The organism is Aliihoeflea sp. 2WW, assembly GCF_000497755.1.
Lineage (GTDB): Bacteria > Pseudomonadota > Alphaproteobacteria > Rhizobiales > Rhizobiaceae > Aliihoeflea.
The window spans coordinates 82,317-102,808 of record NZ_AYOD01000044.1; the positions used below are offsets into that span (position 1 = coordinate 82,317).

Here is a 20,492-nt window from a genome sequence, read left to right on the forward strand (position 1 = left end):
AATCCCTTTCCGAGCGGCGCGGAAATCCTATCTGTTGGGAACCATGAACCCGCACCAGTTGCTGATCCCGCGTCCCGAAGGCCTCTACTGCCCGCCCGGCGATTTCTTCATCGATCCGGTGCGTCCGGTCGCGCGCGCGCTGATCACGCACGGCCATGCCGACCATGCGCGGCCTGGCCATGCGAACGTGCTGGCAACGCCGCAGACGCTCGACATCATGGGCATCCGCTATGGCGAGAATTTCGCGGGGGCATCGCAGGCGATCGATTTCGGCGACAACCTCGACATCAACGGGGTGCGCGTCTCGTTTCATCCGGCGGGGCACGTGCTCGGCTCGGCGCAAATCGCGGTCGAGAAGGACGGACTGCGGATCGTGGCGTCGGGCGACTACAAGCGACGGCCGGATGCGACGGCGCAGGAGTTCGAGCCCGTCGAGTGCGACGTCTTCATCACCGAGGCGACCTTCGCCCTCCCCGTCTTCCGCCATCCGGACGACAAGGCCGAGATCGCGCGGCTCTTGAAATCCGTCCGCCAGTTTCCCGAGCGCGCCCATCTCGTCGGCGCCTATGCGCTCGGCAAGGCGCAGCGCGTCATCAAGTTGATCCGCCAGGCGGGCCATAACGAGCCGATCTACATCCACGGCGCGCTGCAGAAGCTGTGCGATTATTACCAGAGCCAGGGCATCGACCTGGGATCGCTCGAACCGGCGACCATCGAGCGCGGGTCGAAGGCGCAGTTCGCCGGGGCGATCGTCGTTGGAACACCGTCGGCGTTCGCCGACCGTTGGGCACGCCGCTTTCCCGACCCCGTCGCCTCCTTCGCGTCGGGCTGGATGCGGATCAGGCAGCGGGTGAAGCAGCGCGGGGTGGAGCTGCCGCTGATCATCTCCGACCATTCCGACTGGGACGAACTGATCGCGACGATCCGCGAGGTGAAGGCGGGCGAGGTCTGGGTGACGCATGGCCGCGAGGAAGCGCTGGTGCGCTGGTGCGAGCTCAACGGCATCAAGGCGCGGCCGCTGCATCTCGTCGGCTACGAGGACGAAGCAGAATAATGGACCGCTTCGCCGAACTGCTCGACCGGCTGCTGATCACGTCCTCGCGCAATGCGAAGCTGACGCTGATGCAGGACTATTTCCGCGAGGCGCCAGACCCCGATCGCGGGCTGGCGCTGGCGGCGATCACCGGCAATCTCTCGTTCAACGCGGTCAAGCCCGGGGTGCTGCGCGCCCTGATGGCCGATCGGATGGACGAGACGCTGTTCGCCTATTCCTACGACTATGTCGGCGATCTTGCCGAGACGGTCTCGCTCGTCTGGGGCATCGATGCCGAGGTGGAAGCGATCCCCGGCGGGGTATCGCTTTCCGAAGCGGTTGAGCAGCTTCATGCCGCCAGCCGCTCGGACGCACCGAAGGTGCTCGCCGGACTGCTCGATCGCATGGAGACGGCGTCGCGCTTCGCGGTGCTGAAGCTCGTCACCGGCGGCTTGCGCGTCGGCGTTTCGGCGCGTCTTGCCAAGCAGGCGCTGGCCGATTACGGCAAGGTGCATGTTCACGAGATCGAGGAGTTGTGGCACGGGCTGGAGCCGCCCTATCTCAGCCTCTTTGCCTGGCTCGATGGCAAAGGCGAAAAGCCCGTCCACGCCGCGCGGGCGATGTTCCGGCCGGTCATGCTGTCCAATGCGGTCGAGGATGCGGACCTCGCCCGGATCGAGCCGGCGGACTACGCGGCCGAATGGAAATGGGACGGCATTCGGGTGCAGGTCGTTTGCGAGGACGGCGTCGCGCGGCTTTATTCGCGCACCGGCGACGACATTTCCGGCACCTTCCCCGACCTTCTCGAAGCGATGGATTTCGATGCCGCGATCGACGGCGAATTGCTGGTCGGCGCGCCGGACGGGGATACGGGCACGTTTTCGGGCCTCCAGCAGCGGCTCAACCGCAAGGTCGTGGCGCCGAAAATCCAGAAGCAGTTTCCGGCCTTCGTGCGCTGCTACGACCTTCTCCAGCTTGGCGAGGAGGATTTGCGCAAGCTGCCCTTCGCCGAGCGCCGGGAGCGGCTCGAAGCCTTCGTGGCAACGCTCGATCCGACCCGGTTCGACCTGTCGCCGCTGGTCGATTTCACCGAATGGGGCGAACTCGACGCCATGCGCCAGACGCCGCCGCATCCGGTGATCGAGGGGGTGATGCTGAAGCGGCTCGATTCGACCTATGTCCCGGGGCGGCCGAAGGGGCCGTGGTTCAAGTGGAAGCGCAATCCCTACACGGTCGATGCCGTGCTGATGTATGCGCAGCGCGGGCATGGCAAGCGCTCGAGCTTCTATTCGGACTATACGTTCGGCGTGTGGACCGGGCCTGAGGACCAACCGGAACTCGTGCCTGTCGGCAAGGCCTATTTCGGCTTCACCGACGAGGAACTGAAGCTGCTCGACAAATACATCCGCGACAACACGATCGACCGCTTCGGGCCGGTGCGCTCGGTGCGGGCGGAGCCGGACCATGGGCTCGTCATCGAAGTGGCGTTCGAAGGGCTCAATCGCTCGACGCGGCACAAATCCGGCGTTGCGATGCGCTTTCCGCGCGTCTCGCGCCTACGATGGGACAAGCCGGCCGGCGAGGCCGACCGGCTCGATGTCCTGTTGTCGATGCTCGACGGCTGATCAATCCGCCGCGCGCATGCGGATCGCGAAGATTTCCACGCCGCGACCCTCGCCGGACACATCCGTGTTGATTGCGATGGAGGCGGATCGGCCTGCCGCCGCGTCGGCAAGCGCGACTTCGAACAGATGATCTTCCTGCGCCGTTCCCACGTCGTAGCGGGTGCGCCCGCAATTGCCCATGGCGCCGAAATTGCACTCGACGGACATCTGCGTCGCTTCGCCGTCGATGCCGCGCGCGACGATGTTGAAAACGACGCGCTCACCGGCGAAGCGCTCGAGAAGATTTTGCGCGACGTTGAAGGCGATCGGGGTGCCCGAGGCATCCGAGCGAATCCGTAGATAAGCGCCCGTTTCATCCTCGATCGCGTCGACTGAGGCACCTTCGGGCGGAGAGACGAGCTGGATGTCCTCCGGCCGGAAGATGGTCGTCCATCCCGCTTCGGCATTCGCGCCGTCGGCGGAAAGCGGGGGCGGCCCCGACTGGCCCCGGCTTTCGTTGATGGCCGCTTCGATCTGGCGCATGTCGCTGCCGATGAAGTGGCCGAAATTGGCGTAGGCCCACCAGAGGCCGGTGCCGAGCACCACGAGGATGACGAGGCCGGTGATGAGGGAAAGAACACGTCCGCCGCCACGCCGTTTCTTGCGAGGCTCGCGTGCCGGGCGCGGCTGGTCGAGCCTGACGGGCCGGCGCGCTTGCGCGGGCGTTTCCGGTTCGAGACGCGGCGCGGCATCGGCCACTGCCACCCGCCGTTCGGCGCGCAGTTCGGGCGCGACGGCAGGCGTCAGCTGCGGCTGAACCGGCGCGACCGCGATCGGCTCCGGCGCCAATGCAGGCACATATTCGGTTTCGATGGACTTGACCGTCGCCTGCAGCGTCTTGCGCCGCTTGATCGCGTTCTCGACGGTCAGCTCTGGCTTTTCCTTCAACGAGCGATCCAGCGCGGCGAATGCCGAGCGATAGACCTTTTCGCGAAAAGCGCGGTCGTCCGAATTTCCCTTGGCGAGGGCTCGTCTGATTGCTTGCTCGATCCCGTCCAAGCGGCACCCTTTTATTGTTTACCGATCATTGACCACGATCGTTGCGACATCGTTAAACGTGCCCGGCGCGAGGTTCAATGCCGCAGCGCCCCGCATGTGACCGAACGACGCTCGCCGCGCGAAAACCGATTTCCACTTTTCGGTTCGATGCTCTAGTAATGACGTTTACGCAAACGTCAAATTTTCCGCGGAGGACCCGAATGGCGCTGCCCGACATCCTGAAGACCAATCTGCGCATTCCCGTCGTCGGCTCGCCGCTGTTCATCATTTCGCATCCGCCGCTGGTGCTCGCCCAGTGCAAGGCCGGCATCGTCGGCTCCTTCCCGGCGCTCAATGCGCGCCCGGCCTCGCAGCTCGACGAATGGCTGGCGCAGATCACCGAAGAACTCGCGGCACATGACGCGGCGAACCCGGAAGCAAAGGCGGCGCCATTCGCCGTCAACCAGATCGTCCACAAGTCGAACACGCGGCTGGAAGAGGATCTGGCGCTCTGCGTCAAATACAAGGTGCCGATCGTCATCTCCTCGCTGGGCGCGGTCGAGGAGGTCAATCAGGCCGTTCATTCCTATGGCGGCATCGTGCTGCACGACATCATCCACGACCGACATGCGCGCAACGCCATCAGGCGCGGCGCGGACGGGTTGATCGCCGTTGCTGCAGGCGCCGGCGGTCATGCCGGAACGCTCTCGCCCTTCGCCCTCGTCCAGGAAATCCGGCAGTGGTTCGATGGTCCGCTGCTGCTTTCGGGCGCAATCGCCAATGGCGGCGCAGTGCTGGCTGCGCAGGCGATGGGCGCCGACATGGCCTATATCGGCTCGCCCTTCATCGCCACGCGGGAAGCGCGTGCGTCCGACGACTACAAGCAGATGATCGTCGATTCCAAGGCCGCCGACATCGTCTATTCCAACCTCTTTACCGGCGTTCATGGCAACTACCTCAAGGGCTCGGTCGAAAAAGCCGGCATGGACCCGAACAATTTGCCCGAATCCGACCCGTCCAAAATGAATTTCGGCGGCGACAAGTCGAAGGCGTGGAAGGACATCTGGGGTTGCGGCCAGGGCATCGGCGCGGTCGATTCCGTTATCGGCGCGGCCGAACTCGTCGACAGGCTGGCGCGCGAATACGAGGACGCGAAGAAGAAGCTCGCCGCTTGAGCGATCGCCCGGCGAAGCACAGCCCGAAGGATGCGGCCGTCGCCGTCGGGCTGATGGTTCTGGCCTGCGCGCTTCTTGCCGGCACGACACTGGTCGCCAAGATGCTGGGACCTGCGGGCGGAGACAACCCGCTTCATCCGTTCCAGATTTCGGCGGGTCGGTTCTGCTTCGCAGCGCTCGTCCTGACGCCGTTTCTTATGGCGTGGCGCCCCTCCTTCGCCGGGACGCGGTGGGCCAATCACGCCTTGCGCGTTCTGTTCGGCTGGGCGGGCGTCAGCGCGCTCTTTGCGGCATCGGGGCTGATGCGACTGGCAGACGCCAACGCCATCTCGTTCCTCAATCCCGTGGTCGCGATGCTGCTCTCGATCCCGCTGCTCGGCGAGAAGGTGGGGCCGTGGCGCTGGGGCGCGGCGGCGGTCGCGTTCATCGGCGCGATGGTCATCGTCCAGCCAGGGTCGGCAGCGTTCCAGCCGATCGCGCTGGTGGCGTTGCTCGCCGCGCTTTTCATGGGCGCGGAGGCGATTCTGATCAAGAAGCTCGCCGACAGCGAGCCACCACTGCGCATTCTTGCAATCAACAATTTCGCCGGCGCGGCACTGGCGGCGACCGCCGCGAGCTTCGTGTGGGTCGCGCCGAACTCCGGGCAATGGATATTGATGGCGGCTTTAGGCGCAACAATGATTTCCGTGCAAGCGCTTTTCATCCAGGCGCTGCGGCGCGGCGAAGCGAGCTTCGTGATGCCGTTCTTCTACCTGACGCTGATCTTCGCGGCGTTCTACGACTACATCCTGTTCGCCGAGGTGCCGGCGCTGGCAAGCTGGATCGGCGCGGCGCTGATCATCGCCAGCGCGATCACCATCGCATGGCGGGAGCGCATCAATCGCCGCAATTCACCGGTGATCACAAGATAGGCGAGCGGGCGGCCGAAGCCGCCCGCGGCCAATTCAGCCCGCCGCCTTCGCGACGGCGCGCTTTGCCATCACCACCACCAGATTGGCGCGGTATTCCGACGAGGCGTGCATGTCGGACATCAGATTGGACGACGGCACGGTGGCCCCGTCGAGCGCGCCTGCCGAAAAGTTGGAGGCGAGCTTTTCCTCCAACTCCTTCGCTCGGTAGACACCGTTCTCGCCCGCGCCCGTGACGGCGACGCGAACGCCGCCGGCACCCTTGGCCACGAAGACGCCCGTCATCGCGTAGCGCGAAGCGGGATTGCGGAACTTTTCGTAGCCGCATTTCTCCGGCGCGGTGAACTTCACTGCCGTCACGATCTCGTCCTCTTCCAGCGCGGTTTCGAACAGGCCGGTGAAGAAGGCGTCGGCCTTGAGCTCGCGCTTGTTGGTGACGATCGTGCCGTCGACAGCCAGAAGTGCCGCCGGATAGTCCTGCGCCGGATCGTTGTTGGCGACCGAACCGCCGATGGTGCCCAGATGGCGTACCAGCGGATCGCCGATATGGTTCGCCATGTAGTGCAGGGCCGGACAGGCGCTCTCGATCTCCTTCGACTGCGCGATGTCGGCATGGGTCGTCGCCGCACCGATCTCGACTTCGCGGCCGGAGACCCTGATGCCCTTCAAGCCATCGACATGGCGCAGGTCGATCAGGTCGGACGGTGCCGACAGGCGCGTCTTCATGGCCGGGATGAGCGTCATGCCGCCCGACACATACTTCGCCTCATCCGCGCCGGAATGCAGCTTTGCGGCGTCTTCGAGGGACGACGCGCGGTGATAATTGGTCTGGTACATGTGCGTCCTCCTAGTGCCGCGTTGCCGCGTTCAGCGCCGCCCACACCTTTTGTGGCGTGGCGGGCATCGACAGGTCGTTGTTTCCGATCGCATCGGTGATCGCGTTGATGACGGCCGGCGGGGAGCCGATCGCGCCGGCCTCGCCGCAGCCCTTGATGCCGAGCGGATTGCCGGGGCAGATCGTTTCGGTCATCGGCACCTGGAAGGATGGCAGGTCGTCGGCGCGCGGCATGGTGTAGTCCATGTAGCTGCCGGTGACGAGCTGGCCGGTATCGCGGTCATAGGCCGCGCCTTCCAGAAGCGCCTGGCCGATGCCTTGCGCCAGGCCGCCATGGACCTGACCCTCGACGATCATCGGGTTGATGACGCGGCCGAAATCGTCGGCGGCGACGAACTGCACGATCTCGGTCTTGCCCGTATCGGGATCGATTTCGACCTCGCAGATGTAGCAGCCCGACGGGAAGGTGAAGTTGGTCGGGTCGTAGAACGCGCCTTCCTTCAGGCCCGGCTCCATGCCGCCCGGCAAATTGTGCGCGGTGTAGGCGGCGAGCGCCAACTGGAACCACGGCACCGTCTTGTCGGTGCCGGCGACCTTGCACTCGCCATTCTCGATGACGATGTCGCCTTCGTCGGCTTCGAGGATATGGGCTGCGATCTTCTTGGCCTTGGCTTCGACCTTGTCGAGCGCCTTGACGATGGCAGACATGCCGACCGGCCCGGAGCGCGAGCCGTAGGTGCCCATGCCCATTTGTACCTTGTCGGTGTCGCCATGGACGATCGACACATTGTCCATCGGCAGACCGAAGCGGTCGCAGACGAGCTGTGCGAATGTCGTCTCGTGACCCTGGCCATGGCTGTGGGCGCCGGTCAGGACTTCCACCGTACCGACCGCATTGACGCGCACTTCGGCGGATTCCCAAAGCCCGACGCCGGCGCCGAGCGAGCCGACAGCAGCCGACGGCGCGATGCCGCAGGCCTCGATATAGCAGCTCATGCCGATGCCGCGCAGCTTGCCGCGGCCCTTGGCTTCCTCCTTTCGGCGGGTAAAGCCGTCATAGTCGATGGCCTTGGTGGCGGCATCGATCAGCGCGTTGAAGTCGCCGGAATCGTAATTCATGATGACCGGCGTCTGGTAGGGGAAGGACTTGATGAAGTTCTTCCGGCGCAGTTCGACCGGCGAGATGCCGAGTTCGCGCGCGGCCGTTTCGACCAGGCGTTCCACGACATAGGTGGCCTCGGGCCGGCCCGCGCCGCGATAGGCATCGACCGGGCAGGTGTGCGTATAGACCGCCTTCACGTTGCAGTAGATCGCCGGGATCTCGTACTGGCCCGACAGGAGCGTGGCGTAGAGATAGGTCGGCGTCGCCGACGAAAAGAGCGACATGTAGGCGCCGAGATTGGCGATCGTGTCGGCGCGAAGCGCGGTGATCTTGTGGTCGGCGTCGAGCGCAATCTCGGCCGTCGTCACATGGTCGCGGGCGTGGGCGTCGGTCAGGAAGCTTTCCGAGCGATCCGCCGTCCACTTCACCGGCACGCCGGTCTTCTTCGAAGCCCAAAGGCAGGTGATTTCTTCCGGATAGATGTAGATTTTCGAGCCGAAGCCGCCGCCTACATCCGGTGCGATGACGCGCAGCTTGTTTTCGGGCGCGACATTGTAGAACGCGCTCATGACGAGACGCGCCACATGCGGATTCTGCGAGGTGGTGTAGCAGGTGTAGTGATCTTCGGCCTTGTTGTAGTGGCCGATGGCCGAGCGCGGCTCGATCGCGTTCGGGATCAGCCGGTTGTTCAAAATGTCGAGCTTGACGCGATGCGCAGCCTTCCCGAACGCCTCCTCGACCGCGCCTTCGTCGCCGATCACCCAATCGAAGATCAAATTGTTGTCGGCCTCGGGATGGACCTGCGGCGCGCCCGCGTCCATCGCCTTTTCCGGCAGGATGACGGCTTCGAGTTCCTCATAGTCGACGTCGACCGCCTCGGCGGCGTCGCGCGCCTGGCCCTTGGTCTCGGCGACGACGATCGCCACCGCGTCGCCGACATAGCGCACCGTATCCGTCGCCAGCGGCGACCAGGCGCCCATCTTCATCGGCGAACCATCCTTCGAATGGATCATCCAGCCACAGATGATGTTGCCGATGCCGTCCGTCTTCATCTCGGGACCGGTCAGGACGTCTATGACGCCGGGCATCTCCCGCGCCGCCTCGACGTCGATGCCGCGAATGCGGGCATGCGCATGCGGGCTGCGGACGAAGGCCGCGAACTTCATGCCGGGGACGACGAAATCGTCGGTGTAGCGCCCGGCGCCGGTGATGAACCTCTTGTCTTCCTTACGCGCCACCCGGGCGCCAATGCCTTCCATACCCATTTTCAGTACCTCCTCCGGTTACCGAACCGAGTGAATTTTCAAAGGATCGGACCGGCGGTCAGGCCGCCTTGGTCTCGCCCGTTCCGGCCATTGTCTTCGAGCCCGACAGGATCGCCTGGACGATGTTGTGGTAGCCGGTGCAGCGGCAGATATTGCCCTCGAGATCGTTGCGGACGGTCTTTTCGTCCAGTCCTTCCGGATGGCGGCGGACCATGTCGACGGCGGTCATGATCATGCCCGGCGTGCAGAAGCCGCATTGGAGGCCGTGATGCTCCTTGAAGGCGGCCTGCATGGGATGGAGATCGGCGCCGGGAGCGAGGCCCTCGATGGTGGTGATCTCGGCCCCGGAGGCCTGGGCGGCGAGGATGGAGCAGGACTTGATCGCCTTGCCGTCCATGTGAACCACGCAGGCGCCGCACTGCGACGTGTCGCAACCGACATGCGTGCCGGTCAGACCCAGATGCTCGCGCAGATAATGGACGAGCAATGTCCGGTCCTCCACATTGCCCGAGACCTTGCGGCCATTCACGACCATAGAAACGTCCGACATTCGTTCTCCCTCCACTTTTCCGATCACGCCCAGAAGGCCTGGGCAAAACTTTAGCGCAGCTTGGTCAGGAGTCCACAGCCGCAGCAAGGACTTACAACCTTCGTTGCATCACATCGACGGCACCGGAGCCGCGCCTTGCGGGCATTTGCGCCGGTGCCGATCGCGGGTCTCGAAATTCCGCGCAGGGTGCTTGAATTTGCCGGCCGATGGCGATATCAAGCGCTCACTTTCGAGCCCCCGCAGTTCCGGGCGGTTTTCGACGGGCCGCTTTAGCTCAGTTGGTAGAGCACATCATTCGTAATGATGGGGTCAGGTGTTCGAGTCACCTAAGCGGCACCAGTTCCTTCCCTCCCTTTCTTCGTTCGCACCTCTCTTTGAAGAGGCCGCGGAACCCATCGATCCCGCGGCCCGACGCGTCACGGCTTGGGGCGTACCGCGTCCGCTGTGCCCTGGATGAAGGCGACGATCTGCTTGATCTCCGCCTCGGTGAGCTTGCCCTCGAAGGTCGGCATGCCGCCTTCGACGAAAGCGCCGCTCAACAGAAGCTCAGGCGCGCCTTCCAGCATGGCGGCGTCTGAGAAGCCGAGATTGGGAATGTTGCCGCCATTGTTGACGCCCGGAACGCCGTGGCAGAACAGGCAGTTCGAGACGTAGAGCGCGCCGCCGGGTGCGATGTCGTCAGGGCTGTAGGCGACGCCTTCGACGAGTTCGGCCGGATCGTTCTCGACCATTTCGGGCATCGAAGCCGTGCCGCCGGCCTTGAACGTGTAGACCTTGCCGGGCCCGATCGTCTCGGTCGCGCGCTGCGAAAGGCCGTAGACCCCACCCCAGCCGACCGCGACCGAAACATATTGCTCGTCGTCGATCATGTAGGTGACGGGCGCGGCGACGACGCCGGAGCCTACCGGCGTCTGCCAGAGCATTTCGCCGGTCGCAGCATTGTAGGCGATGAAGCGACCGTCGGCGGTGCCTTGGAAGACAAGGTTGCCGGCCGTCGTCAGCGTGCCGCCATTCCACGGCGAGACGTGCTCGGCGCGCCAGACCTCCTTTTGCGCGACCGGGTCCCAGGCCAGAAGATGGCCGAAGGGCGTCGCGGTCGGTGCCGTCGTGTTGAAAAGGTAGCCGAGATTCCAGCCGAGATTGGAGTGGGCGCGTCCGGGCAGATGCTCGTTGAACGACCATTCGGGATCGTGCTGCTGGACGAGCGGGACGCCCTGCGCGGGAATGTAGACGAGACCCGTTTGCGGATTGAACGACATCGGGTGCCAGTTGTGCGCGCCATAGGCGCTCGGCACCTGTTCCCAGCTATCTTCGCGCGAACGCGCCGCCGGGTTCTCAATCGGACGTCCATCCGCATCGTAGCCTTCGGCCCAGGTCACCTCGACGAATTTTTCCGCCGAGATGAACGAGCAGTCGGTGCGGTCGACGACGTAGAAGAAACCGTTCTTCGGGGCGTGAAGGAACACCTTGCGCTCCTCGCCCTCGATTTCGAGGTCGGCGAGGATGATGTGCTGCGTCGAGGTGTAGTCCCAGCTATCGCCCGGCGTTTCCTGATAGTGGCAGACATATTCGCCGGTGTCGGGGTTCAAGGCCACGACGGAGGCCAGATAGAGATTGTCGCCGCCGGCGGGGCTGCGCAGATTTGCGTTCCACGGGCTGCCATTGCCGGTGCCGACATACATCAGGTCGAGTTCGGGATCGTAGGCCATCGAATCCCACATCGTGCCGCCGCCGCCCGCTTCCCAATAGGGAACCGAGGCGTCCCAGGTCTCGGCGGCCTTTTCCATGCTCTCGTTCTCGAACGGCTTGGACGGATCGCCGGGGACCGAATACCAGCGCCATTTCTCGTCGCCGGTTTCGGCGTCGTAGGCGGTGATGTAGCCGCGCACGCCATATTCGGCGCCGCCATTGCCGATGATCACATTGCCCTTGTAGACGCGCGGGGCGCCGGTGATCGTATAGGCCATGTCGCGATTTTCGATGGTGTCGACCATCCATTTGCGCTCGCCGGTGACGGCGTCGATGGCATGAAGATTGCCGTCGAAGGCGCCGACATAGACGACGCCCTCATGCAGCGCGACGCCGCGATTGACCACGTCGCAGCAGCCCTTGGACGCGTGCTCGCGCGGGACTTCCGGGTCGTAGCGCCAGATTTCCTCGCCGGTTCTGGCGTCCAGCGCGTGGACGACGCTCCACGACGCGGTGACATACATGACGCCGTCGACGACGATCGGCGTCGCTTCCACGCCGCGGCGCGATTCGAGGCTCGTGGCCCAGGCGAGGCCAAGCTCGCCGACATTTGTCGCATCGATCGCGTCGAGCTTCGAGTGGCGCGTTTCCTGAAAGTCGAGGCCGTGGGTCAGCCAGTTGCGCGTCGTCTCGCGGTTCTGGATGATCGCCTCGGCATTGACGCCGGCGACGGCCGCGGAAATCGCCTCGGGTGTCAGAGATTGGGCAGCGGCAACCGATGTCAGAACCGACAACGCGGCTGCGGTCGCCAGAAGATGGCTACGTGGCATGCGCTCCTCCCGTCATGTTCGCGACGGCGCATCGGTCTCCTCCCATGCGTCATCGCAAATCGCAGCGTAGAAGCGCGTTTCGCACTTGGCTTGGACTTTTACGCCATCGCAGCCGGTGCCGGCATGGTGCGACCAAAGTCCTGCTGCCCGCGCTTGCATTGCCGCCTCACGTGGCTAGACTTCCCTTGCGGAATTTCGCCGCGCGGAAATCTGGGAGGAGTTCCGGGTGCATTTCGAAGATTGGGATGCGCGGCTGCGCACCACTTGCGGCAATTACTACGGCGTTCCCGGCACCCGGCAGCGCGAAGTCAAAGGCTATGTGCGCAGCTTCGCCTTTCACGGGCTCGACGTTGCGGATTTCGCGTGCGACCTCGACCAGATCATCCGCACGCGCAAGGGCATCCAGCAGGACGACAGCGAATACATCTTTCTGGTCGTGCAGATCAAAGGGCAGTCGCGTATCGATCACAGGGGCCGCCGCGAGACGCTCGACCCGGGCGAATTCTACCTGCTCGATTCCACCCGCGAGGCGTCGATCGGCTATGGCGGACGCGAGGCGCAGTTCATTTCCGTCCACATGCCGCGCGGCTCGTTCCTGCTCGAAGCCGACAACCAGCTCAGGATCGGGCACAAGCTCGATGCGCACCATCCGATGCACGCGCCGATGCGCGGTTTTTTCAGCGCCGGACGCACGGCGATGGCAGAACAGAAGACGCGGGGCGACCCGCGCCTGCTCTATGACCTGACGCGGATCGCGTTTACGCCGGGCGATCACGGCATCGACGCCTCACGCGCCAGCAGCGCCGAGAACCGGTGCGAGATGGCCGTGACGTTGATGGAGCGCAATCTGCATCGACCCGACATGTCGCTCGGCTGGCTGGCGCGGCGTCTGAATATTTCGGAACGCCAGTTGCAGCGGGATTTTCTCGCCAGGGGGACCAGCTTCGTGCGCCTTCTGCGAGAAAAGCGGCTGAGGCTCGTCGCCGAATTCCTGCGTGTCGGTGGCGGAACGGATTCGATAACCGATGCCGCTCTCGGCGCAGGCTTCAACGACATCTCGAATTTCAATCGCTCGTTCAAGAGCCGCTACGGCTGCGCACCCAGCGACTATCTGCGACAGCACCGCAACTGAACCGACGAAAAAGGGCGACCCGAAGGCCGCCCTCTTTTCTAAAGCCGTCTGGCAGTCTCTTAGCCATAGGGCGAAGAGCAGGCGCGGCGCGGGCCGTTGTAGGGCTGGAAGGTGTTGTCCGATGCCCGGTAGGAACGGTACTGCGAGTAGCACCAATCGACATGGGCCTGCGACATGCGACCCGGCTGGACGACGACCGTGCGCGAGGGCTGGCTCACCGCACCGCCGACGATGGCGCCGGCGACGAAGGCCGCTGCCGGGAACCAGAAGCCGTTGTGCTGGCGGTAGCCGGCACGGCGGTCGCGGTAGCCGCGGTGGCCGTTGTAGTAGCTGTAATTGCCCTGGCGATAGAAACCGCGCTGTGCGGCCCGCTGGTTCTGACGGCGATCGATGCGCCGATCGATACGACGTTCGGTCCGGCGATCGAAACGACGGTCGTCGCGGCGATACTGGACATCGATGACGTTCGATGTGCCGGCACCAGCATCGACGGCACGGATCAATGCCGGAGATGCACTCGCGGTTACGCTCGTTGCGGCGACGCCGGTGAACGCCATTGTCGTGGCACAGATGATCGAAAGAAACTTCTTCATTTCGCTAACTCCTTTGTCCTCAAAGACGCCCAAGCAGAATGAAGGTTCCCACATGAACTCAACGTGAACCGCATCATGACATTTTGGTAAGGTTGGCCCTGCAGCGGATAATGACGGTTCTACTGACTATTCTTCCATGTCACGCCTCAGCAAGGTGGACGCCGGACAATCTAGACTTTCCTAGAATTCTTGCCGCAACGTCATTTACGCTGTGCGGCCAAAGCGTTTTCGCCCGCTTCCCATATCGAAAACCCTCTTTTATGGTACGCGCCAATCGTGGGAGGCGGAAAATGCCACTGCGGGGATCTCTAAAAGAAAAACATGGGAGCAATCATGCGTAAACTTCTCTTGACGGCCAGCGTTCTGGCCCTCGCCGCGACGGCAATGCCGGCGTCGGCCGAAACGATCCGCTGGGCACGTGGCGCCGACGCGCTGACGCTGGACCCGCATTCGCAGAACGAAGGCACCACCCACACTTTCGCCCACCACATCTACGAGACGCTCGTCTGGCGCGACACGGAAGGCACGCTGATCCCGCGCCTGGCCACCGAATGGGCGCTGAAGGACGGCGACGACACGACCTGGGTTTTCACGCTGCGTGAAGGCGTCACCTTCCATGACGGTGCCGAGTTCAACGCCGAAGACGTCGTCTTCTCGCTCGACCGCGCCCGTTCGGAGCGCTCGAACATGCGCCAGCTCCACGCCGACGTCGAAAGCGTGACCGCCGTCGACGACTACACGGTCGAGGTCAAGCTCAAGGGCCCGAGCCCGCTCTACCCGAACAATCTGACCAACACCTTCATGATGGACAAGACCTGGTCCGAGACGAACGACGTCGTCGAGGTTCAGGACTATGCCGGCGGCGAAGACAACTACGCCGTGCGCAACACCAACGGCACCGGCCCCTACAAGCTCGTCTCGCGCGAAGTGGGCGTACGCTCGGTTCTCGAAGTCAACGCCGACCATTGGGCCGAGACCGATCCGGCCGTGACCGAGATCATCTACACGCCGATCTCGGATGCCGCGACCCGCGTTGCCGCGCTGCTTTCGGGCGAAGTCGACTTCGTTCAGGACGTGCCGGTGCAGGACATCGAGCGCCTTTCGTCGACCGACGGCATCAAGGTCGCGACCGGCCCTGAAAACCGCATCATCTATTTCGGCTACCGGCTCGGCGAAGAGCCGCTGGCAAGCTCGGACGTGACCGACAAGAACCCCTTCGCCGACCCGAAGGTGCTCGAGGCCATGCATCTTTCCATCGATCGCGACGCGATCAAGGAAGTCGTGATGCGCGGCAATTCGGTTCCGACCGGCGTTGCCACCCCGCCCTTCGTCAATGGCTGGACCGAAGAGCTCGACGCCTACCCGGCGCCGGACCTCGAGCGCGCTCGCGCGCTGATGGAAGAGGCAGGCTATGCGGACGGGTTCACCGTCACGCTCGACACGCCGAACAACCGCTACGTCAATGACGAGGCGATCAGCCAAGCGGTCGTCGGCATGCTCGGCCAGATCGGCATCCGCGTGACGCTGGCCTCGCGCCCAGTCGCGCAGCACTCGCCGCTGGTCACCAATGGCGACACCGACTTCTACCTGCTCGGCTGGGGCGTCCCGACCTTCGATTCGGCTTACATCTTCAACGATCTGATCCACACGAAGGCCGGCAATTACGGCGCCTACAACCCGTCCGGCTATTCCAATCCCGAACTCGACGCGAAGATCGAGTCGCTCGGCACGCAGACGGACCTCGAGGCCCGCGACGCGACGATCGCCGAAATCTGGGCGACGATCCAGGAGGACCGCGTTCTCCTGCCGGTCCACAACCAGGTGCTAGCCTACGCGACCAAGTCGAACTTCACCATCGACGTGCATCCGGAAAACCAGCCGAACATGTCGAATGTGACGATCGGCGAGTAATCCGCGCAACATTCCTAAAAGCCTCGCCCGCCGTGCAAGCAATTGCGCGGCGGGCTAGCATTATGGGCTTGATTGTGGCGGTCTGAGTCGCCAAAAGGGCGCCTTTCGCGGCGCCGGCGCCGGTTGCGTGCCCATCTCGCTGCCTGAGCTGAAGTGCCGTCAGCACCCGTACCGACACACCGGGAGCCTCAAGCGGCGGCTTTGCCGTCCCGCTCCCGATCCGGAGACAAACAACATGACAGCCTTTGTCATAAGGCGCCTGCTGCAATCCATCATCGTGATGCTGGCGGTCTCGCTCGTGGCATTCCTCGTGTTCCGCTATGTGGGCGACCCGGTCGACTCCATGGTGGGCCAGGATACAAGACTTGCGGACCGCGAAGCGATGCGTGATCGCCTCGGCCTGAACGACCCGTTCTACATCCAGTTCGCGACCTTCGTCGGCAATGCCGTCCAGGGCAATTTCGGCATCTCCTACCGGCTCCAGGAGCCGGTGACGCGCCTCATCATGGAGCGCTTGCCGGCAACGATCGAACTTGCCTTCGCATCCGCGACGATCGCGCTGGTTTTCGGCCTGTTCTTCGGCGTCTACACGGCGCTGAAACCGAAATCGCCGCTGACCTCCGTGGTGATGACGTTGTCGCTCGCCGGCGTTTCACTGCCGACCTTTTTGATCGGCATCGGCCTCATCTACATCTTCGCCGTCGAGCTTGGGTGGCTTCCCTCCTTCGGCAGGGGGACGACCGTAATGGTCGGCGGGTGGCGAACGGGGCTTTTGACCGAAAGCGGACTGAGATCGCTCATCTTGCCGGCGATAACGCTGTCGCTCTTCCAGTTGACGCTGATCATGCGCCTCGTGCGCGCGGAGATGCTGGAAGTGTTGCGCGCGGACTATATCCGCTTCGCCAAGGCGCGCGGCCTTTCAAACCGGGCGATCAATTTCGGCCACGCGCTGAAGAACACGCTGGTTCCGGTCATCACCATCACCGGCCTGCAGCTCGGCTCGGTCATCGCGTTCGCGATCGTCACCGAGACGGTGTTCCAGTGGCCGGGCGTCGGCTCGCTCTTCATCCAGTCGGTGCAGGTCGTCGACGTCCCGGTGATGGCGGCCTACCTGATGTTCATCGCCTTCGTCTTCGTCGTCATCAATCTTATCGTCGACATTCTATACTACACGGTCGATCCGCGCCTGCGCGTCGGCACTGGCAAACGGTGATCGCATGACCACGCTTCCAGATCCCAAACTCATGGCCGCCGGCGACGGCAAGCCGATCCTTCCGCCCGAGCCGCCCGGCCGCCTCTATCGCGCCTGGGACTCGGACATCTTCTACTCCTACCGCCGCTCGCCGGTGACGATCATCGCATCGATCGTCGTCGTCATCATCGTCGGCGCGGCGCTGCTGGCGCCTTGGATCGCGCCCTACAATCCGTTCAACCCGGCCTCGCTCAACCTGATGGACGGCTTCACGCCGCCCTTCTCGGAAAGCCGGATGGGCAACTACTATCTGCTCGGAACGGACAATCAGGGCCGCGACGTCTTCTCGACGATCCTCTACGGCTCGCGCATCTCGCTTTTCGTCGGCTTCTCGGCGACGCTGTTCGCCATGGCGCTGGGCATCTCGCTCGGCCTCATCGCCGGCTACCAGGGCGGGACGACGGACGCGATCATCATGCGCGTGACCGACATCCAGCTTTCGTTCCCGGCGATCCTCATCGCGCTTTTGATCTTCGGCATCGCGCGCGGCATCATCCCGCCCTCGCAACAGGAAAGCATGGCGGTCTACGTGCTGATCGTGGCCATCGGCCTTGCCAACTGGGCACAGTTCGCGCGTACGGTTCGCGGCGCGACGATGGTGGAGCGGCAGAAGGATTACGTGTCGGCGGCGCGCATCATGGGCGTCCATCCGATCCTGATCCTCGCCCGCCACGTTCTGCCCAACGTGATGGGACCGGTGCTGGTCATCGCGACGATCGGGCTTGCGCTCGCCATCATCGAGGAGGCGACGCTGTCGTTCCTCGGCGTCGGCGTTCCGCCCACGCAGCCTTCGCTCGGCACGCTGATCCGCATCGGCCAGCAATATCTGTTCTCGGGCGAGTGGTGGATTCTGTTCTTCCCCGCCTTCACGCTCATCCTGCTTGCGCTCTCGGTCAACCTTCTGGGCGACTGGCTGCGCGACGCGCTCAACCCGCGACTGAGGTAGGCGTATGCAACCTGTCCTTTCCGTCAAGAACCTGACCGTCCAGTTTCCCACGCGCCGTGGCATCCTGACGGCGGTCGACAACATCTCCTTCGACATCATGCCGGGCGAAGTGCTCGGCATGGTGGGCGAATCCGGCGCCGGCAAATCGATGACCGGTTCGGCCGTCATCGGCCTGATCGATCCGCCCGGCCGTATCTCGAGCGGCGAGATTTTGCTGCAGGGCGAGCGCATCGACAATCTGAGCCCTGACCAGATGCGGCGCTATCGCGGCAAGCGCATCGGCATGGTCTTCCAGGACCCGCTGACATCGCTCAACCCGCTCTACACGGTCGCCGAGCAGCTCATCGAGACGATCCGCACGCACATGCCCCTGTCCGAGGCCGACGCGCGCAAACGGGCGATCAAACTCCTCGACGATGTCGGCATTCCGGCCGCCGACCGGCGCATCGACGACTATCCGCATCAGTTCTCCGGGGGCATGCGCCAGCGCGTCGTGATCGCGCTCGCGCTTTGCGCGGACCCGGCGCTGGTCATCGCCGACGAACCGACCACCGCGCTCGACGTTTCGGTGCAGGCGCAGATCATCGATGTGATGAAGAACATGTGCGCCGAATATGGCGCGGCGATCATGCTGATCACCCACGACATGGGCGTCATCGCCGAGACGGCCGATCGCGTGGCGGTCATGTATGCCGGCCGCATCGCCGAGATCGGGCCGGTGCGCGACGTTATCACAGATGCCAAGCACCCTTATACGGCCGGCCTGATGGGCTCGATCCCGACGCTCGCCACCAACTCCGACCGCCTGACGCAGATCCCAGGTTCCATGCCGCGCCTGTCGGCGATCCCGAAAGGCTGCGCCTTCAACCCACGCTGCCCGCATGCCTTCGACCGCTGCTTCGTCGAGCGTCCCGAGCCGATCGTCTCGGGCACCCGCCGCGTCGCCTGCTGGCTGCATGCGCCCGAGGAGCAAGCCGCATGACGACCCAGACCCCTCTCGTCGAAGTCAATCACCTGTCACGCCGGTTCGACGTTTCGAAGCCGTGGCTGAACCGCGTCATCGAGCGGACGGACAAGGCCTATGTGCGCGCCGTAGACGACGTCACCTTCCGCATCAACAAGGGCGAGACGCTCGCGCTGGTCGGTGAATCCGGTTCGGGCAAGTCGACCATCGCGCGGCTGATCGTCGGCCTGCTCGATCCGTCGGAAGGCGACATCCATTTCGACGGCAAGTCGCTGAAGAAGGGCCTGAAGGGCGGCGAGGCAAGGCGCCTGCGCCGCCGCTTCCAGATGATCTTCCAGGACCCGTTCGCCAGCCTCAACCCGCGCTGGCGCGTCACTGACATCATCGGCGAGCCGTTGAAAGTGTTCGAGGGCGGCCTGTCGTCGCTCGAACGGCGCAAGCGCGTCGGCGAACTCCTGACGCTGGTCGGTCTCTCGCCCGACGACGGCGTCAAGTTCCCGCACGAATTCTCGGGCGGCCAGCGCCAGCGCGTGGCCATCGCCCGCGCGCTCGCGGCGCGTCCGGACTTCATCGTCTGCGACGAGCCGACCTCGGCGCTCGACGTTTCGGTGCAAGCGCAGATTCTCAATTTGATGAAGGACTTGCAGGACGAGTTCGGCCTGACCTTCCTGTTCATCAGCCACGATCTTTCGGTCGTGCGCCACATGGCGAACCGGATCGGCGTTCTCTATCTCGGCCGTCTCGCCGAGGTCGCCGATTCCAAGACGCTCTTCGCCAAGCCGCGCCACCCCTATACGCGCATGCTGCTCGACGCCGTGCCGGACCTGGAGATGACCGGCCGCAAGCGCAAGAAGGTCGAGGGCGAGATTCCGAACCCGATCAATCCGCCGCCCGGCTGCGCCTTCCATCCGCGCTGCCCGTTCGCAAACGAGCGCTGCCGGATGGAAATTCCGCAGCTCCTGTGGAACGGTGAGGGCGAGACGGCTTGTCACGGTGTCGAGGAAGGCCGCATCTGACACAACGTTTAGATGCAATGAAAAGATGAAGAGTGGCGCCATCGGCGCCCTCTTCCAAGAACAAGAGGGAGGACGAGATGAAGCAGGGTTGGCAAGACGATGTCCTGTCTTTCTGGTTCGGCGAATTGACCGCCGAAGACTGGTACACCGGCAAGAGCGACGTAGACGACAATATCCGTTCGCGCTTTGCCGAACTCTACGAACAATTGAAGACCGGGCTCGACCCGGACAAGGTCGACGACCAGCGCACCGCACTCGCCGCGGTCATCGTGCTCGACCAGTTTCCGCGCAACATGTTCCGCGGTCAGCCCGCAGCCTTCGGCACGGACAATCTGGCCATCGAGATCGCGCGCAACGCGACCGAGAAACGGCTCGACCACGGGCTTACCAACACCGAGAAGCAGTTTCTCTACATGCCGTTCATGCATTCGGAGATTTCGGCCGACCAGGAGCGCTGCGTCGATCTCTTCCGTTCACTCGACAACGAGGACGGCCTGAAATACGCGATCGAGCATCGCGACATCATTCAGGAATTCGGTCGGTTCCCGCATCGAAACAAGGCGCTCGGGCGCCAGACGACGGATGCGGAACGCAAGTTCATGGAAGGGCATGCCGGATACGGCCAGTGACGGCCGATTCCTGTCAGTTG

Annotated in this window: 17 protein-coding genes and 1 tRNA gene; 12 read left to right on the top strand and 6 right to left on the bottom strand. The window is 63.9% G+C overall.

From position 1 onward, the window contains the following. Positions 1 to 43 precede the first annotated feature (43 nt). Both ALII_RS0117595 and ALII_RS0117600 read left to right on the top strand, forming a co-directional pair. A complete protein-coding gene (locus ALII_RS0117595) occupies positions 44 to 1,054 on the top strand; it encodes a ligase-associated DNA damage response exonuclease (protein WP_024588542.1) in 1,011 nt (336 codons plus the stop codon). Further along, on the top strand, positions 1,054 to 2,658 hold the full coding sequence (locus ALII_RS0117600; RefSeq protein ID WP_024588543.1) for a cisplatin damage response ATP-dependent DNA ligase: 1,605 nt from the start codon (positions 1,054 to 1,056) through the stop codon (positions 2,656 to 2,658). Before ALII_RS0117595 ends, ALII_RS0117600 begins: the two co-directional genes overlap by 1 nt. Here ALII_RS0117600 and ALII_RS0117605 read toward each other — a convergent pair whose 3' ends face one another. Beyond that, positions 2,659 to 3,696, bottom strand: a complete 1,038-nt coding sequence (locus ALII_RS0117605) for a hypothetical protein (protein ID WP_024588544.1) — start codon at positions 3,694 to 3,696, stop codon at positions 2,659 to 2,661. A 200-nt stretch (positions 3,697 to 3,896) separates the two neighbouring features. Between ALII_RS0117605 and ALII_RS0117610 the strand changes: the two genes are divergently transcribed. Both ALII_RS0117610 and ALII_RS0117615 read left to right on the top strand, forming a co-directional pair. Beyond that, positions 3,897 to 4,850: a nitronate monooxygenase family protein gene (locus ALII_RS0117610; RefSeq protein ID WP_024588545.1), complete on the top strand. Its 954-nt coding sequence runs from the start codon at positions 3,897 to 3,899 to the stop codon at positions 4,848 to 4,850. Then, positions 4,847 to 5,761: a DMT family transporter gene (locus ALII_RS0117615; RefSeq protein ID WP_024588546.1), complete on the top strand. Its 915-nt coding sequence runs from the start codon at positions 4,847 to 4,849 to the stop codon at positions 5,759 to 5,761. The genes ALII_RS0117610 and ALII_RS0117615 overlap by 4 nt, the downstream gene beginning before the upstream one ends. A 33-nt stretch (positions 5,762 to 5,794) precedes the next feature. Here ALII_RS0117615 and ALII_RS0117620 read toward each other — a convergent pair whose 3' ends face one another. The 3 genes from ALII_RS0117620 to ALII_RS0117630 are packed head-to-tail and all read right to left on the bottom strand — an operon-like array spanning position 5,795 to position 9,510. Beyond that, positions 5,795 to 6,595, bottom strand: a complete 801-nt coding sequence (locus tag ALII_RS0117620) for a xanthine dehydrogenase family protein subunit M (RefSeq protein WP_024588547.1) — start codon at positions 6,593 to 6,595, stop codon at positions 5,795 to 5,797. A gap of 10 nt (positions 6,596 to 6,605) precedes the next feature. Next, positions 6,606 to 8,960: a xanthine dehydrogenase family protein molybdopterin-binding subunit gene (locus tag ALII_RS0117625; protein ID WP_024588548.1), complete on the bottom strand. Its 2,355-nt coding sequence runs from the start codon at positions 8,958 to 8,960 to the stop codon at positions 6,606 to 6,608. Between the two features lie 58 nt (positions 8,961 to 9,018). Continuing rightward, positions 9,019 to 9,510 (bottom strand): (2Fe-2S)-binding protein, encoded by a 492-nt coding sequence (locus ALII_RS0117630; protein ID WP_024588549.1) that lies wholly within the window; start codon positions 9,508 to 9,510, stop codon positions 9,019 to 9,021. Positions 9,511 to 9,773: 263 nt separating this feature from the next. On the opposite strand from ALII_RS0117630, the gene ALII_RS0117635 reads away from it, so the two are divergent. Then, positions 9,774 to 9,849: transfer RNA gene (locus ALII_RS0117635), tRNA-Thr, on the top strand. Positions 9,850 to 9,926: 77 nt separating this feature from the next. On the opposite strand, the gene ALII_RS0117640 is transcribed toward ALII_RS0117635, so the two are convergent. Then, on the bottom strand, positions 9,927 to 12,029 hold the full coding sequence (locus ALII_RS0117640; protein WP_024588550.1) for a PQQ-dependent dehydrogenase, methanol/ethanol family: 2,103 nt from the start codon (positions 12,027 to 12,029) through the stop codon (positions 9,927 to 9,929). 226 nt (positions 12,030 to 12,255) lie between these two features. Between ALII_RS0117640 and ALII_RS0117645 the strand changes: the two genes are divergently transcribed. Then, positions 12,256 to 13,161, top strand: coding sequence for a helix-turn-helix domain-containing protein (locus ALII_RS0117645; protein ID WP_024588551.1), 906 nt, complete (start codon positions 12,256 to 12,258; stop codon positions 13,159 to 13,161). A gap of 59 nt (positions 13,162 to 13,220) precedes the next feature. On the opposite strand, the gene ALII_RS0117650 is transcribed toward ALII_RS0117645, so the two are convergent. Next, positions 13,221 to 13,754: a BA14K family protein gene (locus tag ALII_RS0117650; protein ID WP_024588552.1), complete on the bottom strand. Its 534-nt coding sequence runs from the start codon at positions 13,752 to 13,754 to the stop codon at positions 13,221 to 13,223. 333 nt (positions 13,755 to 14,087) lie between these two features. Here ALII_RS0117650 and ALII_RS0117655 point away from each other — a divergent pair, with 333 nt between their 5' ends. The 6 genes from ALII_RS0117655 to ALII_RS0117680 all read left to right on the top strand — a co-directional run bounded on the left by ALII_RS0117655 (position 14,088) and on the right by ALII_RS0117680 (position 20,472). Beyond that, on the top strand, positions 14,088 to 15,665 hold the full coding sequence (locus tag ALII_RS0117655; protein WP_024588553.1) for an ABC transporter substrate-binding protein: 1,578 nt from the start codon (positions 14,088 to 14,090) through the stop codon (positions 15,663 to 15,665). Positions 15,666 to 15,900: 235 nt separating this feature from the next. Further along, on the top strand, positions 15,901 to 16,878 hold the full coding sequence (locus tag ALII_RS0117660; protein ID WP_024588554.1) for an ABC transporter permease: 978 nt from the start codon (positions 15,901 to 15,903) through the stop codon (positions 16,876 to 16,878). A gap of 31 nt (positions 16,879 to 16,909) precedes the next feature. After that, positions 16,910 to 17,863, top strand: coding sequence for an ABC transporter permease (locus ALII_RS0117665; protein WP_035450131.1), 954 nt, complete (start codon positions 16,910 to 16,912; stop codon positions 17,861 to 17,863). A 4-nt stretch (positions 17,864 to 17,867) separates the two neighbouring features. After that, positions 17,868 to 18,845 (top strand): ABC transporter ATP-binding protein, encoded by a 978-nt coding sequence (locus tag ALII_RS0117670; RefSeq protein ID WP_024588556.1) that lies wholly within the window; start codon positions 17,868 to 17,870, stop codon positions 18,843 to 18,845. Beyond that, positions 18,842 to 19,843, top strand: a complete 1,002-nt coding sequence (locus ALII_RS0117675; RefSeq protein WP_024588557.1) for an oligopeptide/dipeptide ABC transporter ATP-binding protein — start codon at positions 18,842 to 18,844, stop codon at positions 19,841 to 19,843. Before ALII_RS0117670 ends, ALII_RS0117675 begins: the two co-directional genes overlap by 4 nt. A gap of 77 nt (positions 19,844 to 19,920) precedes the next feature. Further along, entirely contained in the window at positions 19,921 to 20,472 is a 552-nt protein-coding gene (locus ALII_RS0117680; protein ID WP_024588558.1) for a DUF924 family protein, read from the top strand. Positions 20,473 to 20,492 lie beyond the last annotated feature (20 nt).

What these genes read in the sequence shown, in the direction of transcription:
- ALII_RS0117600 (WP_024588543.1), top strand. Translation starts at nt 1,054, where the DNA reads ATGGACCGCTTCGCCGAACTGCTCGACCGGCTGCTGATCACGTCCTCG.
- ALII_RS0117640 (WP_024588550.1), bottom strand. Translation starts at nt 12,029, where the DNA reads ATGCCACGTAGCCATCTTCTGGCGACCGCAGCCGCGTTGTCGGTTCTG.
- ALII_RS0117620 (WP_024588547.1), bottom strand. Translation starts at nt 6,595, where the DNA reads ATGTACCAGACCAATTATCACCGCGCGTCGTCCCTCGAAGACGCCGCA.
- ALII_RS0117630 (WP_024588549.1), bottom strand. Translation starts at nt 9,510, where the DNA reads ATGTCGGACGTTTCTATGGTCGTGAATGGCCGCAAGGTCTCGGGCAAT.
- ALII_RS0117665 (WP_035450131.1), top strand. Translation starts at nt 16,910, where the DNA reads ATGGCCGCCGGCGACGGCAAGCCGATCCTTCCGCCCGAGCCGCCCGGC.
- ALII_RS0117610 (WP_024588545.1), top strand. Translation starts at nt 3,897, where the DNA reads ATGGCGCTGCCCGACATCCTGAAGACCAATCTGCGCATTCCCGTCGTC.
- ALII_RS0117660 (WP_024588554.1), top strand. Translation starts at nt 15,901, where the DNA reads ATGACAGCCTTTGTCATAAGGCGCCTGCTGCAATCCATCATCGTGATG.
- ALII_RS0117655 (WP_024588553.1), top strand. Translation starts at nt 14,088, where the DNA reads ATGCGTAAACTTCTCTTGACGGCCAGCGTTCTGGCCCTCGCCGCGACG.
- ALII_RS0117595 (WP_024588542.1), top strand. Translation starts at nt 44, where the DNA reads ATGAACCCGCACCAGTTGCTGATCCCGCGTCCCGAAGGCCTCTACTGC.
- ALII_RS0117680 (WP_024588558.1), top strand. Translation starts at nt 19,921, where the DNA reads ATGAAGCAGGGTTGGCAAGACGATGTCCTGTCTTTCTGGTTCGGCGAA.
- ALII_RS0117625 (WP_024588548.1), bottom strand. Translation starts at nt 8,960, where the DNA reads ATGGGTATGGAAGGCATTGGCGCCCGGGTGGCGCGTAAGGAAGACAAG.
- ALII_RS0117650 (WP_024588552.1), bottom strand. Translation starts at nt 13,754, where the DNA reads ATGAAGAAGTTTCTTTCGATCATCTGTGCCACGACAATGGCGTTCACC.
- ALII_RS0117670 (WP_024588556.1), top strand. Translation starts at nt 17,868, where the DNA reads ATGCAACCTGTCCTTTCCGTCAAGAACCTGACCGTCCAGTTTCCCACG.
- ALII_RS0117675 (WP_024588557.1), top strand. Translation starts at nt 18,842, where the DNA reads ATGACGACCCAGACCCCTCTCGTCGAAGTCAATCACCTGTCACGCCGG.